This window comes from Candidatus Pelagibacter sp. Uisw_134_02, from assembly GCF_047720265.1.
Classification (GTDB): Bacteria; Pseudomonadota; Alphaproteobacteria; order Pelagibacterales; family Pelagibacteraceae; genus Pelagibacter.
This window is the reverse complement of sequence record NZ_CP159813.1, coordinates 1,259,824-1,276,809: the sequence shown is the minus strand read 5'-3', so window position 1 is coordinate 1,276,809 and position 16,986 is coordinate 1,259,824. Positions and strand designations below refer to the sequence as shown.

The window sequence follows — 16,986 nt, the reverse complement described above, 5'->3', positions numbered from 1 at the left end:
AAATATTATTCTGATGACCGGGGAATTCTTTCATTAATGTATCACAGATTTAATGAGGATAAATATCCCTCAACAAATATTAAGATGAAGGTTTTTAAACAACAAATTGAAATAATCAAACAATTTCAATATAATTTTTATGATCCTAAGGACTTAGAAAAAAGTTTTAATACTATAAAAACAGAAAAAAAAATACTTATTACTATTGATGATGCTTTTTCTTCTTTTTATGAGTTTGCTTGGCCTTATTTAAAAAAAGAAAAAATTCCATTTATTCTTTTTGTTTCAACTGAGGCTGTTGGAAAAAATGGATATATGAATTGGGATCAAATAAAGGAATTAGAAAAAGAGACTAACGCTTATATAGGCAATCATTCTCACTCACATAGTTATTTGGTTGATATGGAAAATAGAGACTTTATAAGTGACATTGAATTATCAATGTCAATCTTTAAAAAAAAATTAGGCTATAATCCTATTTTTTTTTCTTATCCATTTGGAGAATATAGTTCACTCATAAAAGAATATATATCAAATAATTTTAAATTTTCTTTTGGTCAACACTCTGGTGTAATTGATATTAATAAAGATCGCTATGAACTGCCAAGATTTCCTATTAATGAGAAATATGGAGATTTAAAAAGATTTAAATTTTTAATTAACCTTAATCCCTTACAATATAAATCTTTGTACCCAATTGAAAAATACTTAACAGTTAATAATAATCCTCCAAAATTTTTAGTAAAATTTTTTGATAAGCAAAAAAATATATATAATATTAATTGTTTTTCTGATGAAGGAGACAAGTGGGAAAAATCTAATATTAATTTTGATCAAAATAATTTAAGTTTAAAATTCAGAAATAAATTTAATTTTAGAAGAGGGAGAATAAATTGTTCTCTTAATGATAATGGAGTATGGAGATGGTTTGGAATTCAGTTCTCTGTTGAACAAAATTAAATTAGACTTTCCAAATTAATACTTGAAGGCAATAACTTAGCATCATCAAAATCCGTTAAATTATTTTGTTTTATTATTTGCTGCAAAACACTAACATACACTTTTCCAATTTCTGCATATTTGTCTAAATACTCAGATAATATTAAACTATCTAACTTTTTCCCTTCTTCTCTTAATTCAGCTCTAGCGCTTCTAAAATCTTTGTAAGAAGAATGGGTATTTAAATTTCTTTGATAAGCCCTTACAGAGGCCTGCAGTATTTTAAATTTCATAACTTTATGGGTGCTATCATCATCTGCTCCAGAAGGCTTTATTCCTTCACCAGACCATGTCCATTGACCAAACAATGCATTACCCTCTTGGGCAAATCTTGAAGTTCCCCAACCAGTTTCTTTTGCTGCCTGAGCTATAGCCATAGATACTGGAACTTCATCCATTCTAATCTTTAATGTTGATAAGTCTTTATTTGCAACTCCATACTGTTTAAATTTTGAATTTAACCAAATTTTTTCAATTTTTGTATTTTTACTTTTATTTAAAATACTAAAAAGCTTTTTTCTATCTATTTTAATATTATTATTTTCTTTAATTATTAATGGTAAAATAATTTGAATAAAAAGATCTTTTCTTTTTTTGGAATTTTCAATTTTTTTTATCTCATTAGGTAATGATGTTAATGAAATTGGTTTAACTAATTTATTTTTTCTTACATCTTCGAGACTATAATTCGTTGATTTAAATAATTCTGCAATTGTTGCAGCACTTAATCTGACGGAGTCAGTAGGTCTCTCATCAAACATCATTATATCATCAAATAAAAATTCATTATTCAATACATTATCTGACTCTATATCTTTTTTTTCCAATAATTTCTCTAAATCGTTTTTTGAATTATTTTCAAAATCTGCAGAAACAATTGATGTTTTTTTTGTAAGCTCAATAAATATTGGACTAATAGAAAAAAAAGATATTATTAATAAGCTAGCTAAAAGTGTTCTGGCTATACTTCCTACATCATTTTCTACATATTTTTTTTTTTTTATAGTTAAATATTTTTTTTTAAAATATTTATTCATTTGATTAAATATATAAAAATTTTTTTTCATAATTATATTGCAATAACTTCTTTGACTTCAGGCAAATAGTGACACAAAAGATTTTGGACACCTTGTTTAAGGGTTAGGGTTGAGCTTGGACATCCAGAGCAACTTCCTTGCAGCTCTACTTTGACAATACCATCCTTGAACTCCTTAAATTTTATATCACCACCATCTTTAGCAACAGCAGGTCTAATTTTTGTTTCTAGAATACTGACAATTTTTTGTTCAATTTCGTTATGTTCCTCATTTTTTTCTCTAAATAATTCATTAGCAATTACAAATTCTTTTCCTGATGAATAAAAATCATTAATTAATGAAATAACTATATGTTTAATTTCTTCCCAAGCTACTTCCTCACTTTTATTAATGGATAAAAAATCTAACCCTAAAAATACTCCTGTTACTCCATTAATAGATAAAAGATTTCTTACTAGTTCGCTGTCAGTATCTTCTTTTTTTGTTATCTCAAAAGATCCACTATTAGATACATTTTTCCCTGGTAAAAACTTGAGGGAATTAGGATTAGGTGTTATTTCAGTCTGCACAAACATGGTTTATATATAAAGGTAAATATATAAATTTAAACCAATTAATATATTTAGTTAAAAACCTACTAATTCTTTCATTTCTTTGATTTTTTTTGAAGCAATTTTGTCAGCTTTATCAGAGCCAGCTAATAAAATAGAATCTAAGTATTTTTCATCATTCAGTAATCTTTTAATTTCTTTTGAAATTGGCTCGATTTTTTCAGTTAATGCATCTGATAATTTTTTTTTAAATTCAGAAAAGTTTTGTTTCTTAAATTCATTAATAGAGTTTTCTAAGTTTTGATTTTTTAAACTTGCATAAATCCCTAGTAAGTTTTCTGCCTCAGGTCTTTCAACCAAAGCTTCAACATTCTCGGGTAGTGGTAGTGTGTCTGTTTTTGCTTTTTTTACTTTATTTGATATTTCTTCTTTACTATCAGTGAGATTAATTCTACTTAAATCTGAAGCATCAGATTTACTCATTTTTTTCATACCATCTTTAAGACTCATTATTCTAGAAAATTGTTTTTGTATTAACGGCTCTGGTACTTTTAAAAAATTTTGCACATTAAAATCATTGTTAAATTTTTGTGCAATATCTCTACAAAGTTCTAAATGCTGTTTTTGATCATCTCCAACAGGAACATGAGTTGCATCATATAGTAAAATATCAGCTGCCATTAAAACTGGATACGAATAAAGACCAATACTAGCTTTCTCTTTATCCTTTCCTGCTTTTTCCTTAAATTGTGTCATTCTATTAAGCCAACCTATTCTTGAAACACAGCTTAAAATCCACGCAGCTTCAGAATGAGCTGAAACCATAGATTGATTAAAAATTATACTTTTAGTTGGATCAATTCCACACGCAATAAATGTAGCTGCTGTTTCTCTTATATTTTTTTTTAACTCCTTAGGTTCTTGTTTAACTGTTATTGCATGAAGATCTACAACACAAAAAATACATTGATTTTCTTTCACATTTTGAAGTTCTACAAAATTCTTAATTGCACCAAGATAGTTTCCAAGATGGAGGTTTCCTGATGGCTGAACTCCTGAAAAAATTTTTTTACTCATTCTAATAGTTTAAATTAATATCACTTCTTTTAAAAGCCTTGATTAAAATTGCAATCAAAAGGTAAAATATTAGTCCCAATACAACTGCACCAATTAGATAAGCAGCTTTGAAGTTTGCTTCATAAAGTAATTTTTCATTAAAAAAATGAATTACACAGTTAAAAAATATTCCCATTAATATTGAAGCTAGAAAAATTTTAATAAATCTATTGATGAACACAAGGTTAAAATAGAATAAATTTTTTATTTTTAGAAAAGTAAATAATAAAATGGCATTAAACCAAGATGATATTGTAGTTGCTATGGGTATAATTATAAACCCAATTTCTTTAAAAAAAACAAGACTAATAAATATATTAAGTAAAACTGATGTAAGTGAAATATAAAAGGGTGTTTTTGTATTGTGTCTTGCGAAAAAAAAAGTTGAAAAAACTTTAATAAGAGAAAAAGCTGGCAATCCAATTGCAAAATAAAATAAAGCTTTTGCTGAGTTTTTAACACTTGGTTCATCAAACGAACCATATCCAAATAAAGAAGAGATAATCTCTTCAGAAGCAACTAATAAAGCAATTGCCGCAGGTATACTTAAAAACAAACTTAACTCTAAAGCTTTATTTTGAATTAATTTTATTTTTTCTTTTTTACCACTTTTAACGTGTTTAGAAAGTTGAGGGAGTATTACTGTACCAATTGCAATTCCTGCAATAGCTAGATTTATTTGATAAATTCTGTCGGCATAATAAAGATAGGATACTGCACTAGCTTGAAAAGATGCAATGATTGTTCCAACTAAAATATTTATTTGAGTAACTCCAGAAGAAAAAATGCTGGGAAGTAATTTTTTAAAAAAATTTTTAATTTTATTGTCAATTTTAAATGAAAAACTTATTTCAGGATAAAAATATCTTTTAACAAAAAAATATAAGAATATAAACTGTAAAATACCTGAAATAGTTACTGCATAAGATAAGTAATAAACCAATTGATCATTCAAAATTTTTCCTAAAAATAATACTCCAATAAGAAGAATATTTAAAATGATGGGTGCGGCCGATGCTATAGCAAATTTATTATGCGAATTTAAAATGGCTGAAAAAAAAGATGACAGACTAATGAACAATAAAAATGGAAATGTGACTCTGGTCAAAGTTATAGCTAATTCCATTTTTTGATAGTCACCATCAAACCCTGGTGCTATTAAAAAAACAAATAATGGCATAAAAATTTCAATAATAAGAACTAAAAAAAATAGTCCTGCTGTTAGTAAATTGAAAATATTATTTGCAAAATTTTGTGATTTTTTTTTATTATTTAATAGTGATGAATAACTGGGTACAAATGCTGCGTTAAAAGTACCTTCTGAAAATAACCTCCTAAATGTATTGGGTATTCTAAATGCAACAAAGAAAGCATCTGCCAGAGGTCCTGTTCCTAGAAACATAGCTATTAGTATGTCCCTCACATAACCTAATAATCTACTTATTATTGTAAAAAAACTAAATGTGCCTGTTGACTTAATTAGGTTCATAAATCATATTAGTCTTAAATTTGCTCCATTTGTATATCTAATTAACATAAATGAAAAAAACTAAAATAGACCATTACACGGATAAAGAAGCTTTAGATTTTCACTCTAAAAATAAGCCTGGAAAAATTGAGATTATTTCTTCTAAACCAATGACTACAAAGAGAGATTTGGCTCTAGCTTATTCGCCAGGTGTTGCTGTGCCAGTTAAAGCAATTTCAGAAAACCCTGAATCTGCTTATGATTATACCTCAAAAGGAAATCTTGTTGCTGTTATTAGTAATGGGTCTGCAATTTTAGGTATGGGTGATTTGGGTGCTCTGGCTTCAAAACCAGTTATGGAAGGAAAAGCAGTTCTATTTAAAAGATTTGCAGATATTGACTCAATCGATTTAGAAATTGACTCCAAGGATGCTAATGAAATTATTAATAGTATAAAAAACTTTGCATGTAGCTTTGGAGGAATAAATTTAGAAGATATAGCTGCCCCAGATTGTTTTGTTATTGAAGACAAGTTGAAAGAAATTTTAGATATTCCTGTTTTTCATGATGATCAACATGGTACTGCAATCATTACCACTGCTGCCTTAATTAATGCCTTAGATATATCAGGCAAATCAATAAAAGAAATTAAAGTTGTTGTAAATGGTGCTGGCGCATCAGCTATGGCTTGTACTAATTTATTTAAAAATAGTGGCGTTCCTCAAAAAAATATAATCATGGTAGACAGGTCTGGAATAATATATCGAGGTAGAGAAGGATTAAACCAATGGAAATCATCTCATGCTTCTGAAACAAATCTTAGGACATTAGATGAAGCAATCAAAAATGCTGATGTTTTTTTAGGCCTTTCAGCAAAAGGTGCACTATCAAAAGATATGGTAAAAAAAATGGCAAAAAATCCTATAATTTTTGCATGTGCTAATCCGGATCCAGAAATAACTCCTGAAGAAATAATGGAAGTTAGAGATGATGCTATTATAGCAACAGGAAGATCCGATTATCCAAATCAAGTAAACAATTTAATTGGGTTTCCCTATGTTTTTAGGGGAGCTCTTGATGTTAGGGCAAAAACTATTAATGAAGAAATGAAAGTAGCTGCTGCAAATGCTATAGCAATGCTTACGAGAGAAGATGTTCCTGATGAAGTAGTAGCAGCAATGGGTGGTGATAGACCCCATTATGGAAAAGACTATATAATTCCATCAACTTTTGATCCAAGGTTAATTAGTATAATTCCTGCCGCTGTTGCAAAAGCTGCTATGGATAGTGGTGTTGCAAGAAAGGATATTGATGATTTTGAAATCTACAAAGAACAACTCAAACAAAGACTTAATCCATCTCTTACAATTATGCAGGGTATTAATTCTTATATTAAAAAAAATCAGAAAAGAATTGTTTTTGCAGATGGTGAAGATAAAAATACTCTAAAAGCAGCCATTGCATTCAAAAATTCTAAATTAGGAATCCCAATTTTAATTGGCAAAAAAGAAAAGATAAAAGAGAGAATAAAAGAAATTGGGTACGATGATCATTTTGGAATTGAAATAGTAAATTCTACAGATTCTAATAAACGAGAAAAATATGTTAATCATTTATTTAAAAAAATGCAAAGAGAACAAGGGCTTTTAGAGAGAGACTGCGATAGACTTGTAAGAAATGATAGGGTCATATGGGCATCTTGTATGGTTGCATGTGGTGATGCAGACGGGGCAGTAACTGGAAATACTAGAAGATTTGGAGCTTCTTTTGAAAAAGTTACACAAGTTATAGACGCAAGACCAGGGGAGATTATGTTTGGCTTAAATATGGTTGTTGCAAAAGGAAAAACTATTTTTGTTGGAGATACTAGTGTTAACGAATATCCAAGCTCTGAAGAGCTTGCTGAAATTGCTATATCTGCTGCAAGGGTAGTTAAAATGTTTGGCTTTGTGCCAAAAGTTGCTTTTGTTTCTCATTCAACATTTGGTCAACCCCTTACAAGTAGAACTAAACATATTAAAAAAGCGGTTGAAATTTTAAAAAGTAAAAATGTAGATTTTGATTTTGATGGAGATATGCAACCAGATGTTGCTCTAAATGATGAATACAAAAAGCTTTATCCTTTTTCTAGTATTGTAGGAAGTGCAAATATCTTAATAATGCCTGGACAGCATAGTGCAGCTATTTCATACAAAATGATGAAAAGCTTAGCTGAAACAAAAGTTATTGGACCTTTATTAATTGGCTTAGGTCAACCAATTGAAATAGCACCTTTAAGATCGTCGACATCTGAGATAATCAATTTAGCCTCTGTTGCAGCTTATTCTGCTGATGTAATTGACTATAAAAAAAATTAATTTTTTTGAATTCTCAAATCTTCAACTAAAACAATACTTGCTATAACATCTTTAACATCAAGTATTTCTTTTGCCTCATTTATTACTTCCTGCCTCTCTTCTTCTGTAAAGGAAATCCCATAGATAAATATTTTTTTCTTATAAGTATCTATTTGATAATTGGTTGCTTTAATTTTTTTATTAAAGATTAAGATTGTACGCAGCTGAGAAGTTATTAACAAATCTTTGGCTGATTGTTTAAAACTAAATTCTTCTTTCAATTTAATATCATTTTTAACAGATCTTACTCCCTTGGTTTCCCATGCTAATTTGGTAATTTGAAGTTTTTCTTCTGGATCATTTACCTTCCCAGTTAAAAAAATCCTTCCATCTAAAACTTTTGTATTTACGGTTAATAAATAACTTTTGTCTCTTAATGCTAATCTTGTTCCTAGGTTTTTTTGCATGACCGAGTCATCTATTTGAGTGCCAAGAGATCTTGGATCTAAGGCAAGACTAACCCCTGTTCCAAAAATACCTTTTGAACTTAACCCAACACAACCTGTAAATGTTAAAAAAAGTAAAATTATAAAAATAATTTTACTTTTCATTTTTTAATTTTAAACAATAATTATAAATTTCTTTTTTTGGTATGTCTGAATATTGACTGATTAAATCTGTGATATCTTTAATACTTAATTTTTTAATCATCATTTGAATGTTTTTTTTATCAGATTCTTTTAAAATTATCGATGAGTTTTTTTCTTTTGTCTTTTCTGAAATAACAACTGTCAACTCCCCCTTTGGATCTGATTTAAAAGGTTCAAGTTTATCAACGTTGATTCTTATAAATTCTTCATAAAATTTTGTCATTTCCCTACATATTAAAATTTTTCTATCCAAAAAATAATGTTTTATCTCTTTTATAGATTTATTAAATTTTTTAGGTGAAATAAAAAAAACAACACAGCAATCTAAAATTGCTAATTTTTCAAAATCTTCTTTTAATTTATTTTGCTTCTGTGGAAAAAAACCATAAAAGAAATATTTATCACTAAATCCACTTATGGAAATAGCAGATGATACTGCAGAAGCACCTGGTATTGGAAAAATATCAATTTTATTAATAAGACACTCGTTAATTAATATTGCTCCTGGGTCTGAAATAGATGGTGTTCCTGCATCTGAAATTAAAGAGACAATGTAATTTGATTTTAAAATTTCAATAACTTTAGATAAGTTTTTCTTTTCATTAAATTTATGATTTGGGATAAGTTTTGATTTGATGTCAAAACGGTCTAACAAATTTTTTGATATGCGTGTATCTTCACATAACACATAATCTGATTTTTTTAATACTTCTATAGCCCTTAAAGTTATATCGCTTAGGTTTCCAATCGGAGTAGATACTATATAAAGTCCACTTTTAACTTTGTTATTTGTGTTTTCGGTATCTAGAATCATCAAATTATAATAGTTATAATATTAACATTAAAATGAAAAAAATTATCAAAATTATACTACTTGTAATAATAACTTTTTCAATCAACACAGTGAGTGTTTTAGCAAATGAAAAAATAAAAATTGGCTTGCTTGTGCCGCTTACAGGAGAAAATTCTGAGATTGGTCATTCTATAATTAAATCTGTAAGACTTGCTATCAATAAAATTAATAACCCATCAATTAAAATTGTCCCCAAGGATACTAAATCAAATCCAGAAATTACTTTAGAGGTTGCAAAAGAGTTAACAAATGATGGTATAAAAATAATAATTGGTCCAGTATTTAATAAAAATTTAATTTATCTTGATAAGTTAAGTCATGTAACTTTTTTGGCCTTAACAAACAAGAACGATAATTTTTCAAAAAATATTATTAATGGTGGAATAAACGCAACCTCACAATTAAATGCTATAAAAAAATTTATAAAACTAAATAATATTAAAAAAACTATTTTTTTAACACCTGATGTAAATTTTAAAGATGAAATTGAAAGAGCAATAATAAATTCAAAAATTAGAATATTAGAAAATTATATTTATGATGTCGATCCAACTAAACTTACAAAACAAATTGAAAAAATCACACGTTATGGAATTAGAAAACAAAATCTTGAAGATGAAATAACAAGATTAGAAAAATCAAACCAAAATAATAAAGAACGATTAATTGAAAAATTAAAAAAAAGAGATACACTTGGAAATGTCAACTTTGACTCTATAGTGATTTCAGACTTTGATGAGAGCTTAAAAAGTGTAACAACATCATTATTATATACCGATGTATCTCCTAAAGATAAATTTTTTATAACACTCAATCAATGGTTTGATGAGTCTCTTCTAAAAGAAACCAGCTCACAGCCACTTTATTTTCCATCTGCAAACAAAAGTAACTATGACGAATTTTCATCAGAATATTTTAAAAAATATAATCAATATCCAAATCAATTATCTTTTTTAAGTTATGATTTAGTTGGACTAGTTTATTATTTAATACTTCAAAATAACTCTATCGTAGATGAAAAAATGTTTTTAAAAAAAACCTTATTTAAAGGTAAAGTTGGAATTTTTGAAATTAAAAATAATAAAATTAGTCATATCTTAAATTTTTATAAAGTAGAAGACGAAAAATTTAAAAAAATTTTTTGATTTTTTTAAAAGCTTTAAACCGATGATCTATTTTATATTTTTGCAAAGGTTTCATTTCACCAAAAGTAATTTTTTTTCCATTAGGTATAAAAATTGGGTCATAACCAAATCCATTTTTTCCTTTCATTAAAGGTGATATGTGTCCTTCAATTTTACCAATTGAATTTATAGTTTTTCGATTAGGCCCATAAATAGTTAAAGCACAAATAAATCTGGCTTTGATTTTTTTAGTTTTCCAATTTTTTATTTTTTTATTTAATTCTTTAAAAACTCTATTCATTGCTTTAACAAAGTCTCCTTTTTTTCCACCCCATCTAGCTGAATAGACTCCAGGTGCTCCTGCTAAGGCATCAATCTCTAATCCTGAGTCATCTGATAAACAAATCATTTTTGTTTTTTTAGAAAAATATCTAGCTTTAATTAAAGAATTTTTCTCAAAGGTTTTTTCATTTTCAACAGGACTCTTAATGTTAAAGTCGGATGTAGAGTAAATTTTAAGGTTTTTAGGCAATAAATCCTTAATTTCTCTCAATTTTCCAGTATTGTTTGTGCCTATCAGTATTTTTGAGATTTTTTTTTTTAACATCTAGCAATTATTAGTTTTCATACCATATAAGTCCCTATGGAAAAAGATCAAAACGTCAATTCTGAAAATTTAAACAAACAGTCTGAAGAGATTGATACTAAAGATCAGAAAAATGAAATTGAACAAAATATTCCTGAAAATATTGACACTACAGTAGAAATTACTCCAGAAGAAAAAATTTTAGAATTAGAGGATAAAGTAGCAAGAACTTTTGCTGAAATGGAAAATCAAAGAAGACGATTTGAAAAAGAAAGAGAAGATGCTTTTAATTATGGAGGTTTTGCTTTTGCAAAAGAAACATTAAATTTGATAGACAATTTAGAAAGGTCAAAAAAAATACTAGAAAGTGATGAAACTTTAAAAAACTCAGAAGCTTTAAAAAAAACTTTAGAGCATTTTGATATTATAAATAAAGATATGGTTTCTATTTTATCAAAGAATGGAATTACACCATTAGATTCAATTGGTAAAAAACTTGATCCAAATTTTCATCAAGCAATGATAGAGATTGAAGATAATCAAAAAGAACCTGGTACAATTATTCAAGAAATTCAAAAGGGTTTTATGATGAAAGATAGGCTACTTAGGCCTTCTCTGGTTGGAGTTTCCAAGCAAACTGTAAATAAAGATAAAAAAAGTGAGGAAAATAAAGAGAATTCAGACAACTAATAATATTTGTCAGAACTTGTAGATTAAAAATTAACACTTATATGAAGGATAGGATTTAAATTATGAGCAAAATTATAGGAATAGATTTAGGAACAACTAATTCTTGTGTATCAATCATGGAGGGTAGCCAACCTAAGGTTTTAGAAAATGCCGAAGGTGCAAGAACAACCCCTTCAGTTGTTGCATTTACTGATGATGGAGAAAAACTTGTTGGACAGCCTGCAAAAAGACAGGCAGTAACAAATCCTGAAAACACTATATTTGCTGTAAAAAGATTAATTGGGAGAAATTTTGAAGACCCAACTGTAAAAAAAGATATTACAGCAGCTCCATTTAAAATAGTTAATTCTGAAAAAGGTGATGCCTGGATTGAAGCAAAAGGAGAAAAATACTCTCCTTCACAAATATCTGCTTTTATTCTTCAAAAAATGAAAGAAACAGCTGAAAAATATTTAGGTCAAGAAGTAACGAAAGCAGTGATAACTGTTCCTGCTTATTTTAATGATGCTCAAAGACAAGCAACAAAGGATGCTGGTAAAATTGCAGGTTTAGAAGTTTTAAGAATCATAAATGAACCTACAGCTGCTTCATTAGCTTATGGTTTGGACAAGAAAAAAGAAAATAAAAAAATTGCTGTATACGACTTAGGTGGTGGAACTTTTGATGTATCCATTCTTGAGTTAGGTGACGGAGTATTTGAAGTAAAATCTACTAATGGTGATACTTTTTTAGGTGGTGAAGACTTTGATAATACTATTGTTGATTATTTAGTTGGTGAATTTAAGAAAGATAATGGAATAGATTTAAAAAATGACAAATTAGCTCTTCAGAGACTTAAGGAAGCTGCTGAAAAAGCAAAAATTGAACTTTCTTCTGCTGAACAAACAGATGTTAATTTACCATTTATAACTGCTGATAAAACTGGCCCAAAACATATTAATTTAAAAATGACTAGAGCAAAATTAGAAGCTTTGGTAGAAGATTTAATTTCTAGAACTTTGCCTCCTTGTAAAACTGCGCTTAAAGATGCAGGTCTAACTGCAAATGAAATTGATGAAGTTGTAATGGTTGGTGGCATGACAAGAATGCCTAGAGTTTTAGCAGAAGTTAAAAGCTTCTTTGGAAAAGATCCAAATAAAAGTGTAAATCCAGATGAAGTTGTTGCAATGGGTGCTGCCATTCAGGCTGGTGTTCTCCAAGGTGATGTTAAAGATGTACTTCTTCTAGATGTAACACCTTTGTCGCTTGGAATTGAAACGTTGGGTGGTGTTTCAACAAAACTAATTGAAAAGAATACAACAATACCAACAAAAAAAAGCCAAGTATTTTCTACAGCAGATGATAACCAGCCTGCTGTATCCATAAGAGTTCTTCAAGGTGAAAGGGAAATGGCATCTGATAATAAAATGCTAGGAAATTTTGAATTAGTAGGCATTGCACCAGCTCCAAGAGGTGTTCCTCAAATAGAAGTAACTTTTGATATTGACGCAAATGGGATCGTTAGTGTTTCTGCTAAAGATAAAGGAACTGGTAAAGAACAAAAAATTCAAATTCAGGCTTCAGGTGGATTAAGTGATGAAGAAATCGAAAAAATGGTTAAGGATGCAGAGGCAAATAAAGATGAAGATAAGAAGAAGAGAGAATCTGTTGAAGCAAGAAATCAAGCTGATACTTTAATTCATTCCACTGAAAAAAACTTAAAAGAACATGGTGTTAAAATCTCAGATGTTGAAAAAAAAGCAATTGAAGATGCATCGACTGACTTAAAAGAAGCAATAAAAGGAACTGATACTGAAGACATTAAAAAGAAAACAGAAACCTTGGTTCAAGCTTCAATGAAACTAGGTGAGGCTATTTATAAGTCTCAAGAGAAAAAAGAAAGCTCACCTAAGGATGGCGATAAAAATGATGAGGGGAAAAAAGACGACAATGTGGTTGATGCAGATTTTGAAGAAGTAAAAGATGAAGTAAAAGAAGATAAAAAAGAAGAAGATAAAGAAAAAAGCGCTTAAGACTTAAAATAACTATCACCTTAAAGTAACTTATGGCTAAAAGAGATTTTTATGACATCTTAGGTGTTAGCAAAAATGCAAGCCCTGAAGAATTAAAATCTGCTTATAGAAAACTAGCTGTAAAACATCACCCTGATAAAAATCCTGGCAACAAAGTCTCTGAAGAAAAATTTAAAGAAGCTAGTGAGGCATACGGTATTTTGTCAGATTCAGAAAAAAAACAAAACTATGATAATTTTGGCCATGCTGCATTTGAAGGTGGTGGAGGAAAACAAAGTGGTGGTTTTGGTGGTGCTGATTTTTCAGATATATTTGAGGATTTTTTTGGTGATTTTGGTGGAGGTGGAAGATCACGAGGCAGAAGAAGCGCAAATAATAGAGGCTCTGATTTAAGATATGATTTATCAATTACTCTTGAAGAAGCGTATGAAGGAAAAAAAGAAGATATAAAATTTTCAACAACAGAAAAATGTACTACTTGTAAAGGTAATGGTTCCAAACCTGGCCATTCTCCTGATAGATGTACAGTCTGTGGTGGTAATGGTAAAGTAAGATCTAATCAAGGTTTTTTTACTGTTCAACAAACATGTCCACAATGTCAAGGAACTGGCGAAGAAATTACCAATCCCTGTAATGACTGTAATGGCCAAGGCAATAAGCAAGCCTCAAAAAAAATATCAGTAACAATACCAAAAGGTGTAGATGATGGAACACGAATTAGATTGGCAGGCAAAGGTGAGGCTGGCACAAAAGGTGGATCTAGTGGAGACTTATATTTATTTATTAATGTTCACTCCCATGATTTATTCAAAAGATCTGATGAAAACCTATTTTTTGAATTCCCAATATCGATAGCTGACGCTGCACTAGGTACTACAATTGAAATCCCAACTATCGATGGTGGAAAAGCAAAAATTAAAATACCAGATGGTACACAAAATGGAAAACAGTTTAGACTAAAAGGTAAGGGAATGCCTTATATGCGTGGTAGCGGGAATGGTGATCTATATGTTCAGGTAAATACCGAAGTTCCAATTTCATTGAATAAAGAACAAAAAGACCTACTTGAAAAATTTAGAGAAATTGAAAATGAAAAGTCAAATCCTAGTATTAAAAAATTCTTTCAAAAAGCTAAAAGTTTCTGGAAAAACTAAAAGACTAAATCAATAAAAAAGGTTAATATTTTCTTAAATGAAAAAAATTAATTTAGCAATAACTGGTTGTCTTGGAAGAATGGGTCAACAACTTATCAAAACATCTAAATCAAATAAAAATTTTAAATTAGTTTCACTTACAGAAAATAGATCTATTAATAAAAAAATGTCTGGGATTCTGATTAATTCTAATACAGTTGAAGCTTTTGAAAAAACTGATGTAATTGTAGATTTTACAGTTCCAAAATGTACCTTTGAGATTCTCAAGATAGCTTCAAAACTAAAAAAAAAAGTAGTTATTGGAACTACCGGCTTTACTCAAAAAGAAGATAATTTAATTAAAAAATATTCAAAAAAAATACCTATCCTAAAAGCTGGCAATATGAGTCTTGGTGTTAATTTACTGATGTATTTAACTGAGATTGCATCAGGAGCACTTGGAGATAATTATTTAAGCAAGGTTTTTGAGATTCATCACAGACATAAAAAAGACTATCCATCAGGAACTGCTTTGATGCTTGGAAAAGGTATCGCTGATGGTAAAAATCAAAATCTATATAATCTAATTGGTAAAAAATTTCTGAATAAAAAGTTTTTTCCGTTTGGAAAAAAAATTAATTTTAATTCTATTAGAAAAGGTGAAGTTATTGGAGAACATGAGGTTACATTTTCAAATGGTAAAGAAATAATAACGTTAAACCATGAAGCATTTGATAGAACTCTATATTCAGATGGTGCTTTAACTGCTGCAAAATGGCTTATGAGTAAAAGAGCTGGACTATATTCAATGAGAGATTTGTTGAATTTTAGATAATGCAGGAAAAAGAAAAAGCCAAACAAATACTAAAAATTTTAAATAAAATTTATCCAACAACTCCTATTCCGTTAAAACATAGAAATAAATTTACACTTTTAACCTCAGTTCTTTTATCTGCACAATGTACAGATTTAAATGTTAATAATGTAACCAGAAACATATATACAAAGTATAATAAGCCCGAACACTTTGTTAAATTAGGGAGAAAAAAAATTGAAAAATTAATAAAAAAAATAGGTATTTTCAGAGTAAAAGCTAAAAGTATATATTTAATGTCTAAGCAACTTTTAAAAAAACATGGTGGAAAAGTACCTAAAACTTTTGAAGAACTTGAAAAGTTACCAGGTGTGGGCCATAAAACAGCAAGTGTAGTCATGTCTCAAGGTTTTGGATTTCCAGCATTTGCAGTCGACACCCATATTCATCGTCTAGCACAACGATGGGGATTAACAAATGGTAAAAATGTTATTCAAACAGAAAAAGATTTAAAAAGAATTTTTCCAAAAAAGACTTGGAGTAAACTTCATCTTCAAATAATTTATTATGGAAGAGAATACTGTCAGGCTAGAAGTTGTTATGGTTTAACTTGTAAAATTTGCACGACTTGTTATCCTAATCGTAAAAATCCAATCAATATAAAGAAAGCTTGATATGAAAATTCTAGGAATAGGAAATGCAATAGTTGACGTTATTTGTAAAGTTAAAGATAACTACTTAACAGATAATGGATTAACAAAAAGTACAATGAAACTTGTAGATGAAGCAGAGTTTCAAAAATTACTATCAACATTAAAAATTGAAGATACGGTATCTGGTGGATCAGTTGCGAACTCCATTGTTGGTCTATCCCAACTTGGAAATAAAGTTGGATTTATAGGTAAAGTTAATGATGATAATTTAGGTCAAAAATATGAGGATGGATTAAAAAAAGAAAATGTAAATTTTTATTATTCAAAAAAAAAGGAAATTTTACCAACTGGTACTTGCTTAATATTGATTACTCCAGACTCAGAACGAACAATGTGTACTTTTTTGGGAACTGCAGGAAAAATTAATGTAAAGGATGTTGAAATAGATTCAATTAAAAACAGTGAAATGATTTTTTTAGAAGGTTATTTGTGGGACGAAGGTGACCCTAAGTCAGCTTTTGATAAAGCAATTAAAAATTCAAAAAAGGCAGCTATGTCTCTATCTGATCAATTTTGTGTGGAAAGACATAAAACTAATTTCTTAGAATTGGTTAAAAACAAGTTAGATATTACTTTTGCCAATGAACAAGAGATTACTTCATTAATCGACGCAAAAAACTTTAAAGAGGTTATCTCATTTAGCCAGCAACTTAGAAAGTTAATTATTATAACTCGTGGTGAAAAAGGTAGCATCGCTATTGAAGAAAATTCTGTTACAGAATGTGATGTAAAAAAAGACTTAAAGATTGTTGATTTAACAGGTGCTGGAGATCTTTTTGCAGCTGGATTTTTACATGGTTATATAAACAATTTATCAACGAAAGAAAGCTTAGAAAAAGGTACGGAAATGTCCGCAAAAATTATTCAAAAAATTGGAGCTAGATTTTAGTATCTCTAAAAGGTT

Annotated in this window: 16 protein-coding genes; 9 read left to right on the top strand and 7 right to left on the bottom strand. The window is 28.8% G+C overall.

Features of this window, described 5'->3' with window-relative positions; translation table 11 throughout:
- Nucleotides 1–36 precede the first annotated feature (36 nt).
- Nucleotides 37–960, top strand: coding sequence for a polysaccharide deacetylase family protein (locus ABXT56_RS06950; protein WP_415300047.1), 924 nt, complete (start codon nucleotides 37–39; stop codon nucleotides 958–960).
- On the opposite strand, the gene ABXT56_RS06945 is transcribed toward ABXT56_RS06950, so the two are convergent.
- Genes ABXT56_RS06945 through murJ form a run of 4 tightly spaced genes read right to left on the bottom strand, consistent with a single transcriptional unit; the run spans nucleotide 957 to nucleotide 5,192 of the window.
- Nucleotides 957–2,066, bottom strand: a complete 1,110-nt coding sequence (locus ABXT56_RS06945; protein ID WP_415300045.1) for a glucosaminidase domain-containing protein — start codon at nucleotides 2,064–2,066, stop codon at nucleotides 957–959. The genes ABXT56_RS06950 and ABXT56_RS06945 overlap by 4 nt on opposite strands.
- Before the next feature lie 2 nt (nucleotides 2,067–2,068).
- Nucleotides 2,069–2,611, bottom strand: a complete 543-nt coding sequence (locus tag ABXT56_RS06940) for a NifU family protein (protein WP_415300043.1) — start codon at nucleotides 2,609–2,611, stop codon at nucleotides 2,069–2,071.
- Nucleotides 2,612–2,662: 51 nt separating this feature from the next.
- Nucleotides 2,663–3,664 carry a tryptophan--tRNA ligase gene (trpS, locus tag ABXT56_RS06935; protein ID WP_415300042.1) on the bottom strand — a complete coding sequence of 334 codons (1,002 nt, stop codon included), beginning with the start codon at nucleotides 3,662–3,664 and terminating at the stop codon, nucleotides 2,663–2,665.
- A 1-nt stretch (nucleotide 3,665) separates the two neighbouring features.
- Nucleotides 3,666–5,192: a murein biosynthesis integral membrane protein MurJ gene (murJ, locus tag ABXT56_RS06930; RefSeq protein ID WP_415300040.1), complete on the bottom strand. Its 1,527-nt coding sequence runs from the start codon at nucleotides 5,190–5,192 to the stop codon at nucleotides 3,666–3,668.
- 50 nt (nucleotides 5,193–5,242) lie between these two features.
- Between murJ and ABXT56_RS06925 the strand changes: the two genes are divergently transcribed.
- The gene (locus tag ABXT56_RS06925) at nucleotides 5,243–7,528 is read left to right on the top strand and encodes an NADP-dependent malic enzyme (RefSeq protein ID WP_415300038.1); all 2,286 of its coding nucleotides are present in this window, start codon (nucleotides 5,243–5,245) and stop codon (nucleotides 7,526–7,528) included.
- Here ABXT56_RS06925 and ABXT56_RS06920 read toward each other — a convergent pair.
- Nucleotides 7,525–8,118 carry a BON domain-containing protein gene (locus ABXT56_RS06920; protein WP_415300036.1) on the bottom strand — a complete coding sequence of 198 codons (594 nt, stop codon included), beginning with the start codon at nucleotides 8,116–8,118 and terminating at the stop codon, nucleotides 7,525–7,527. The two genes, ABXT56_RS06925 and ABXT56_RS06920, sit on opposite strands and share 4 nt — an antisense overlap.
- Nucleotides 8,108–8,971, bottom strand: coding sequence for a 16S rRNA (cytidine(1402)-2'-O)-methyltransferase (gene rsmI, locus ABXT56_RS06915; protein ID WP_415300034.1), 864 nt, complete (start codon nucleotides 8,969–8,971; stop codon nucleotides 8,108–8,110). The genes ABXT56_RS06920 and rsmI overlap by 11 nt, the downstream gene beginning before the upstream one ends.
- Before the next feature lie 32 nt (nucleotides 8,972–9,003).
- Here rsmI and ABXT56_RS06910 point away from each other — a divergent pair, with 32 nt between their 5' ends.
- Nucleotides 9,004–10,155 (top strand): ABC transporter substrate-binding protein, encoded by a 1,152-nt coding sequence (locus tag ABXT56_RS06910; protein ID WP_415300032.1) that lies wholly within the window; start codon nucleotides 9,004–9,006, stop codon nucleotides 10,153–10,155.
- Here ABXT56_RS06910 and rdgB read toward each other — a convergent pair.
- Nucleotides 10,139–10,741 (bottom strand): RdgB/HAM1 family non-canonical purine NTP pyrophosphatase, encoded by a 603-nt coding sequence (gene rdgB / locus ABXT56_RS06905; RefSeq protein ID WP_415300030.1) that lies wholly within the window; start codon nucleotides 10,739–10,741, stop codon nucleotides 10,139–10,141. The two genes, ABXT56_RS06910 and rdgB, sit on opposite strands and share 17 nt — an antisense overlap.
- Nucleotides 10,742–10,777: 36 nt before the next feature.
- Between rdgB and ABXT56_RS06900 the strand changes: the two genes are divergently transcribed.
- From ABXT56_RS06900 to ABXT56_RS06875, 6 genes are all read left to right on the top strand, one after another.
- Nucleotides 10,778–11,410 (top strand): nucleotide exchange factor GrpE, encoded by a 633-nt coding sequence (locus ABXT56_RS06900; protein WP_415300028.1) that lies wholly within the window; start codon nucleotides 10,778–10,780, stop codon nucleotides 11,408–11,410.
- A gap of 62 nt (nucleotides 11,411–11,472) precedes the next feature.
- Nucleotides 11,473–13,422, top strand: a complete 1,950-nt coding sequence (gene dnaK / locus ABXT56_RS06895; RefSeq protein ID WP_415300027.1) for a molecular chaperone DnaK — start codon at nucleotides 11,473–11,475, stop codon at nucleotides 13,420–13,422.
- 32 nt (nucleotides 13,423–13,454) lie between these two features.
- Nucleotides 13,455–14,576: a molecular chaperone DnaJ gene (gene dnaJ / locus ABXT56_RS06890; RefSeq protein ID WP_415300025.1), complete on the top strand. Its 1,122-nt coding sequence runs from the start codon at nucleotides 13,455–13,457 to the stop codon at nucleotides 14,574–14,576.
- 37 nt (nucleotides 14,577–14,613) lie between these two features.
- Entirely contained in the window at nucleotides 14,614–15,390 is a 777-nt protein-coding gene (dapB, locus tag ABXT56_RS06885; protein WP_415300023.1) for a 4-hydroxy-tetrahydrodipicolinate reductase, read from the top strand.
- A complete protein-coding gene (gene nth / locus ABXT56_RS06880; protein WP_415300021.1) occupies nucleotides 15,390–16,043 on the top strand; it encodes an endonuclease III in 654 nt (217 codons plus the stop codon). Before dapB ends, nth begins: the two co-directional genes overlap by 1 nt.
- 1 nt (nucleotide 16,044) lies before the next feature.
- Complete coding sequence (locus tag ABXT56_RS06875) at nucleotides 16,045–16,971, top strand: adenosine kinase (protein WP_415300019.1); 927 nt, start codon at nucleotides 16,045–16,047, stop codon at nucleotides 16,969–16,971.
- The last annotated feature ends 15 nt before the right edge of the window (nucleotides 16,972–16,986 follow it).

Excerpts from the sequence above, each read along its gene's own strand:
- ABXT56_RS06950 (WP_415300047.1), top strand. The coding sequence starts at position 37 with ATGTATCACAGATTTAATGAGGATAAATATCCCTCAACAAATATTAAG.
- ABXT56_RS06945 (WP_415300045.1), bottom strand. The coding sequence starts at position 2,066 with ATGAAAAAAAATTTTTATATATTTAATCAAATGAATAAATATTTTAAA.
- ABXT56_RS06940 (WP_415300043.1), bottom strand. The coding sequence starts at position 2,611 with ATGTTTGTGCAGACTGAAATAACACCTAATCCTAATTCCCTCAAGTTT.
- trpS (WP_415300042.1), bottom strand. The coding sequence starts at position 3,664 with ATGAGTAAAAAAATTTTTTCAGGAGTTCAGCCATCAGGAAACCTCCAT.
- murJ (WP_415300040.1), bottom strand. The coding sequence starts at position 5,192 with ATGAACCTAATTAAGTCAACAGGCACATTTAGTTTTTTTACAATAATA.
- ABXT56_RS06925 (WP_415300038.1), top strand. The coding sequence starts at position 5,243 with ATGAAAAAAACTAAAATAGACCATTACACGGATAAAGAAGCTTTAGAT.
- ABXT56_RS06920 (WP_415300036.1), bottom strand. The coding sequence starts at position 8,118 with ATGAAAAGTAAAATTATTTTTATAATTTTACTTTTTTTAACATTTACA.
- rsmI (WP_415300034.1), bottom strand. The coding sequence starts at position 8,971 with ATGATTCTAGATACCGAAAACACAAATAACAAAGTTAAAAGTGGACTT.
- ABXT56_RS06910 (WP_415300032.1), top strand. The coding sequence starts at position 9,004 with ATGAAAAAAATTATCAAAATTATACTACTTGTAATAATAACTTTTTCA.
- rdgB (WP_415300030.1), bottom strand. The coding sequence starts at position 10,741 with ATGTTAAAAAAAAAAATCTCAAAAATACTGATAGGCACAAACAATACT.
- ABXT56_RS06900 (WP_415300028.1), top strand. The coding sequence starts at position 10,778 with ATGGAAAAAGATCAAAACGTCAATTCTGAAAATTTAAACAAACAGTCT.
- dnaK (WP_415300027.1), top strand. The coding sequence starts at position 11,473 with ATGAGCAAAATTATAGGAATAGATTTAGGAACAACTAATTCTTGTGTA.
- dnaJ (WP_415300025.1), top strand. The coding sequence starts at position 13,455 with ATGGCTAAAAGAGATTTTTATGACATCTTAGGTGTTAGCAAAAATGCA.
- dapB (WP_415300023.1), top strand. The coding sequence starts at position 14,614 with ATGAAAAAAATTAATTTAGCAATAACTGGTTGTCTTGGAAGAATGGGT.
- nth (WP_415300021.1), top strand. The coding sequence starts at position 15,390 with ATGCAGGAAAAAGAAAAAGCCAAACAAATACTAAAAATTTTAAATAAA.
- ABXT56_RS06875 (WP_415300019.1), top strand. The coding sequence starts at position 16,045 with ATGAAAATTCTAGGAATAGGAAATGCAATAGTTGACGTTATTTGTAAA.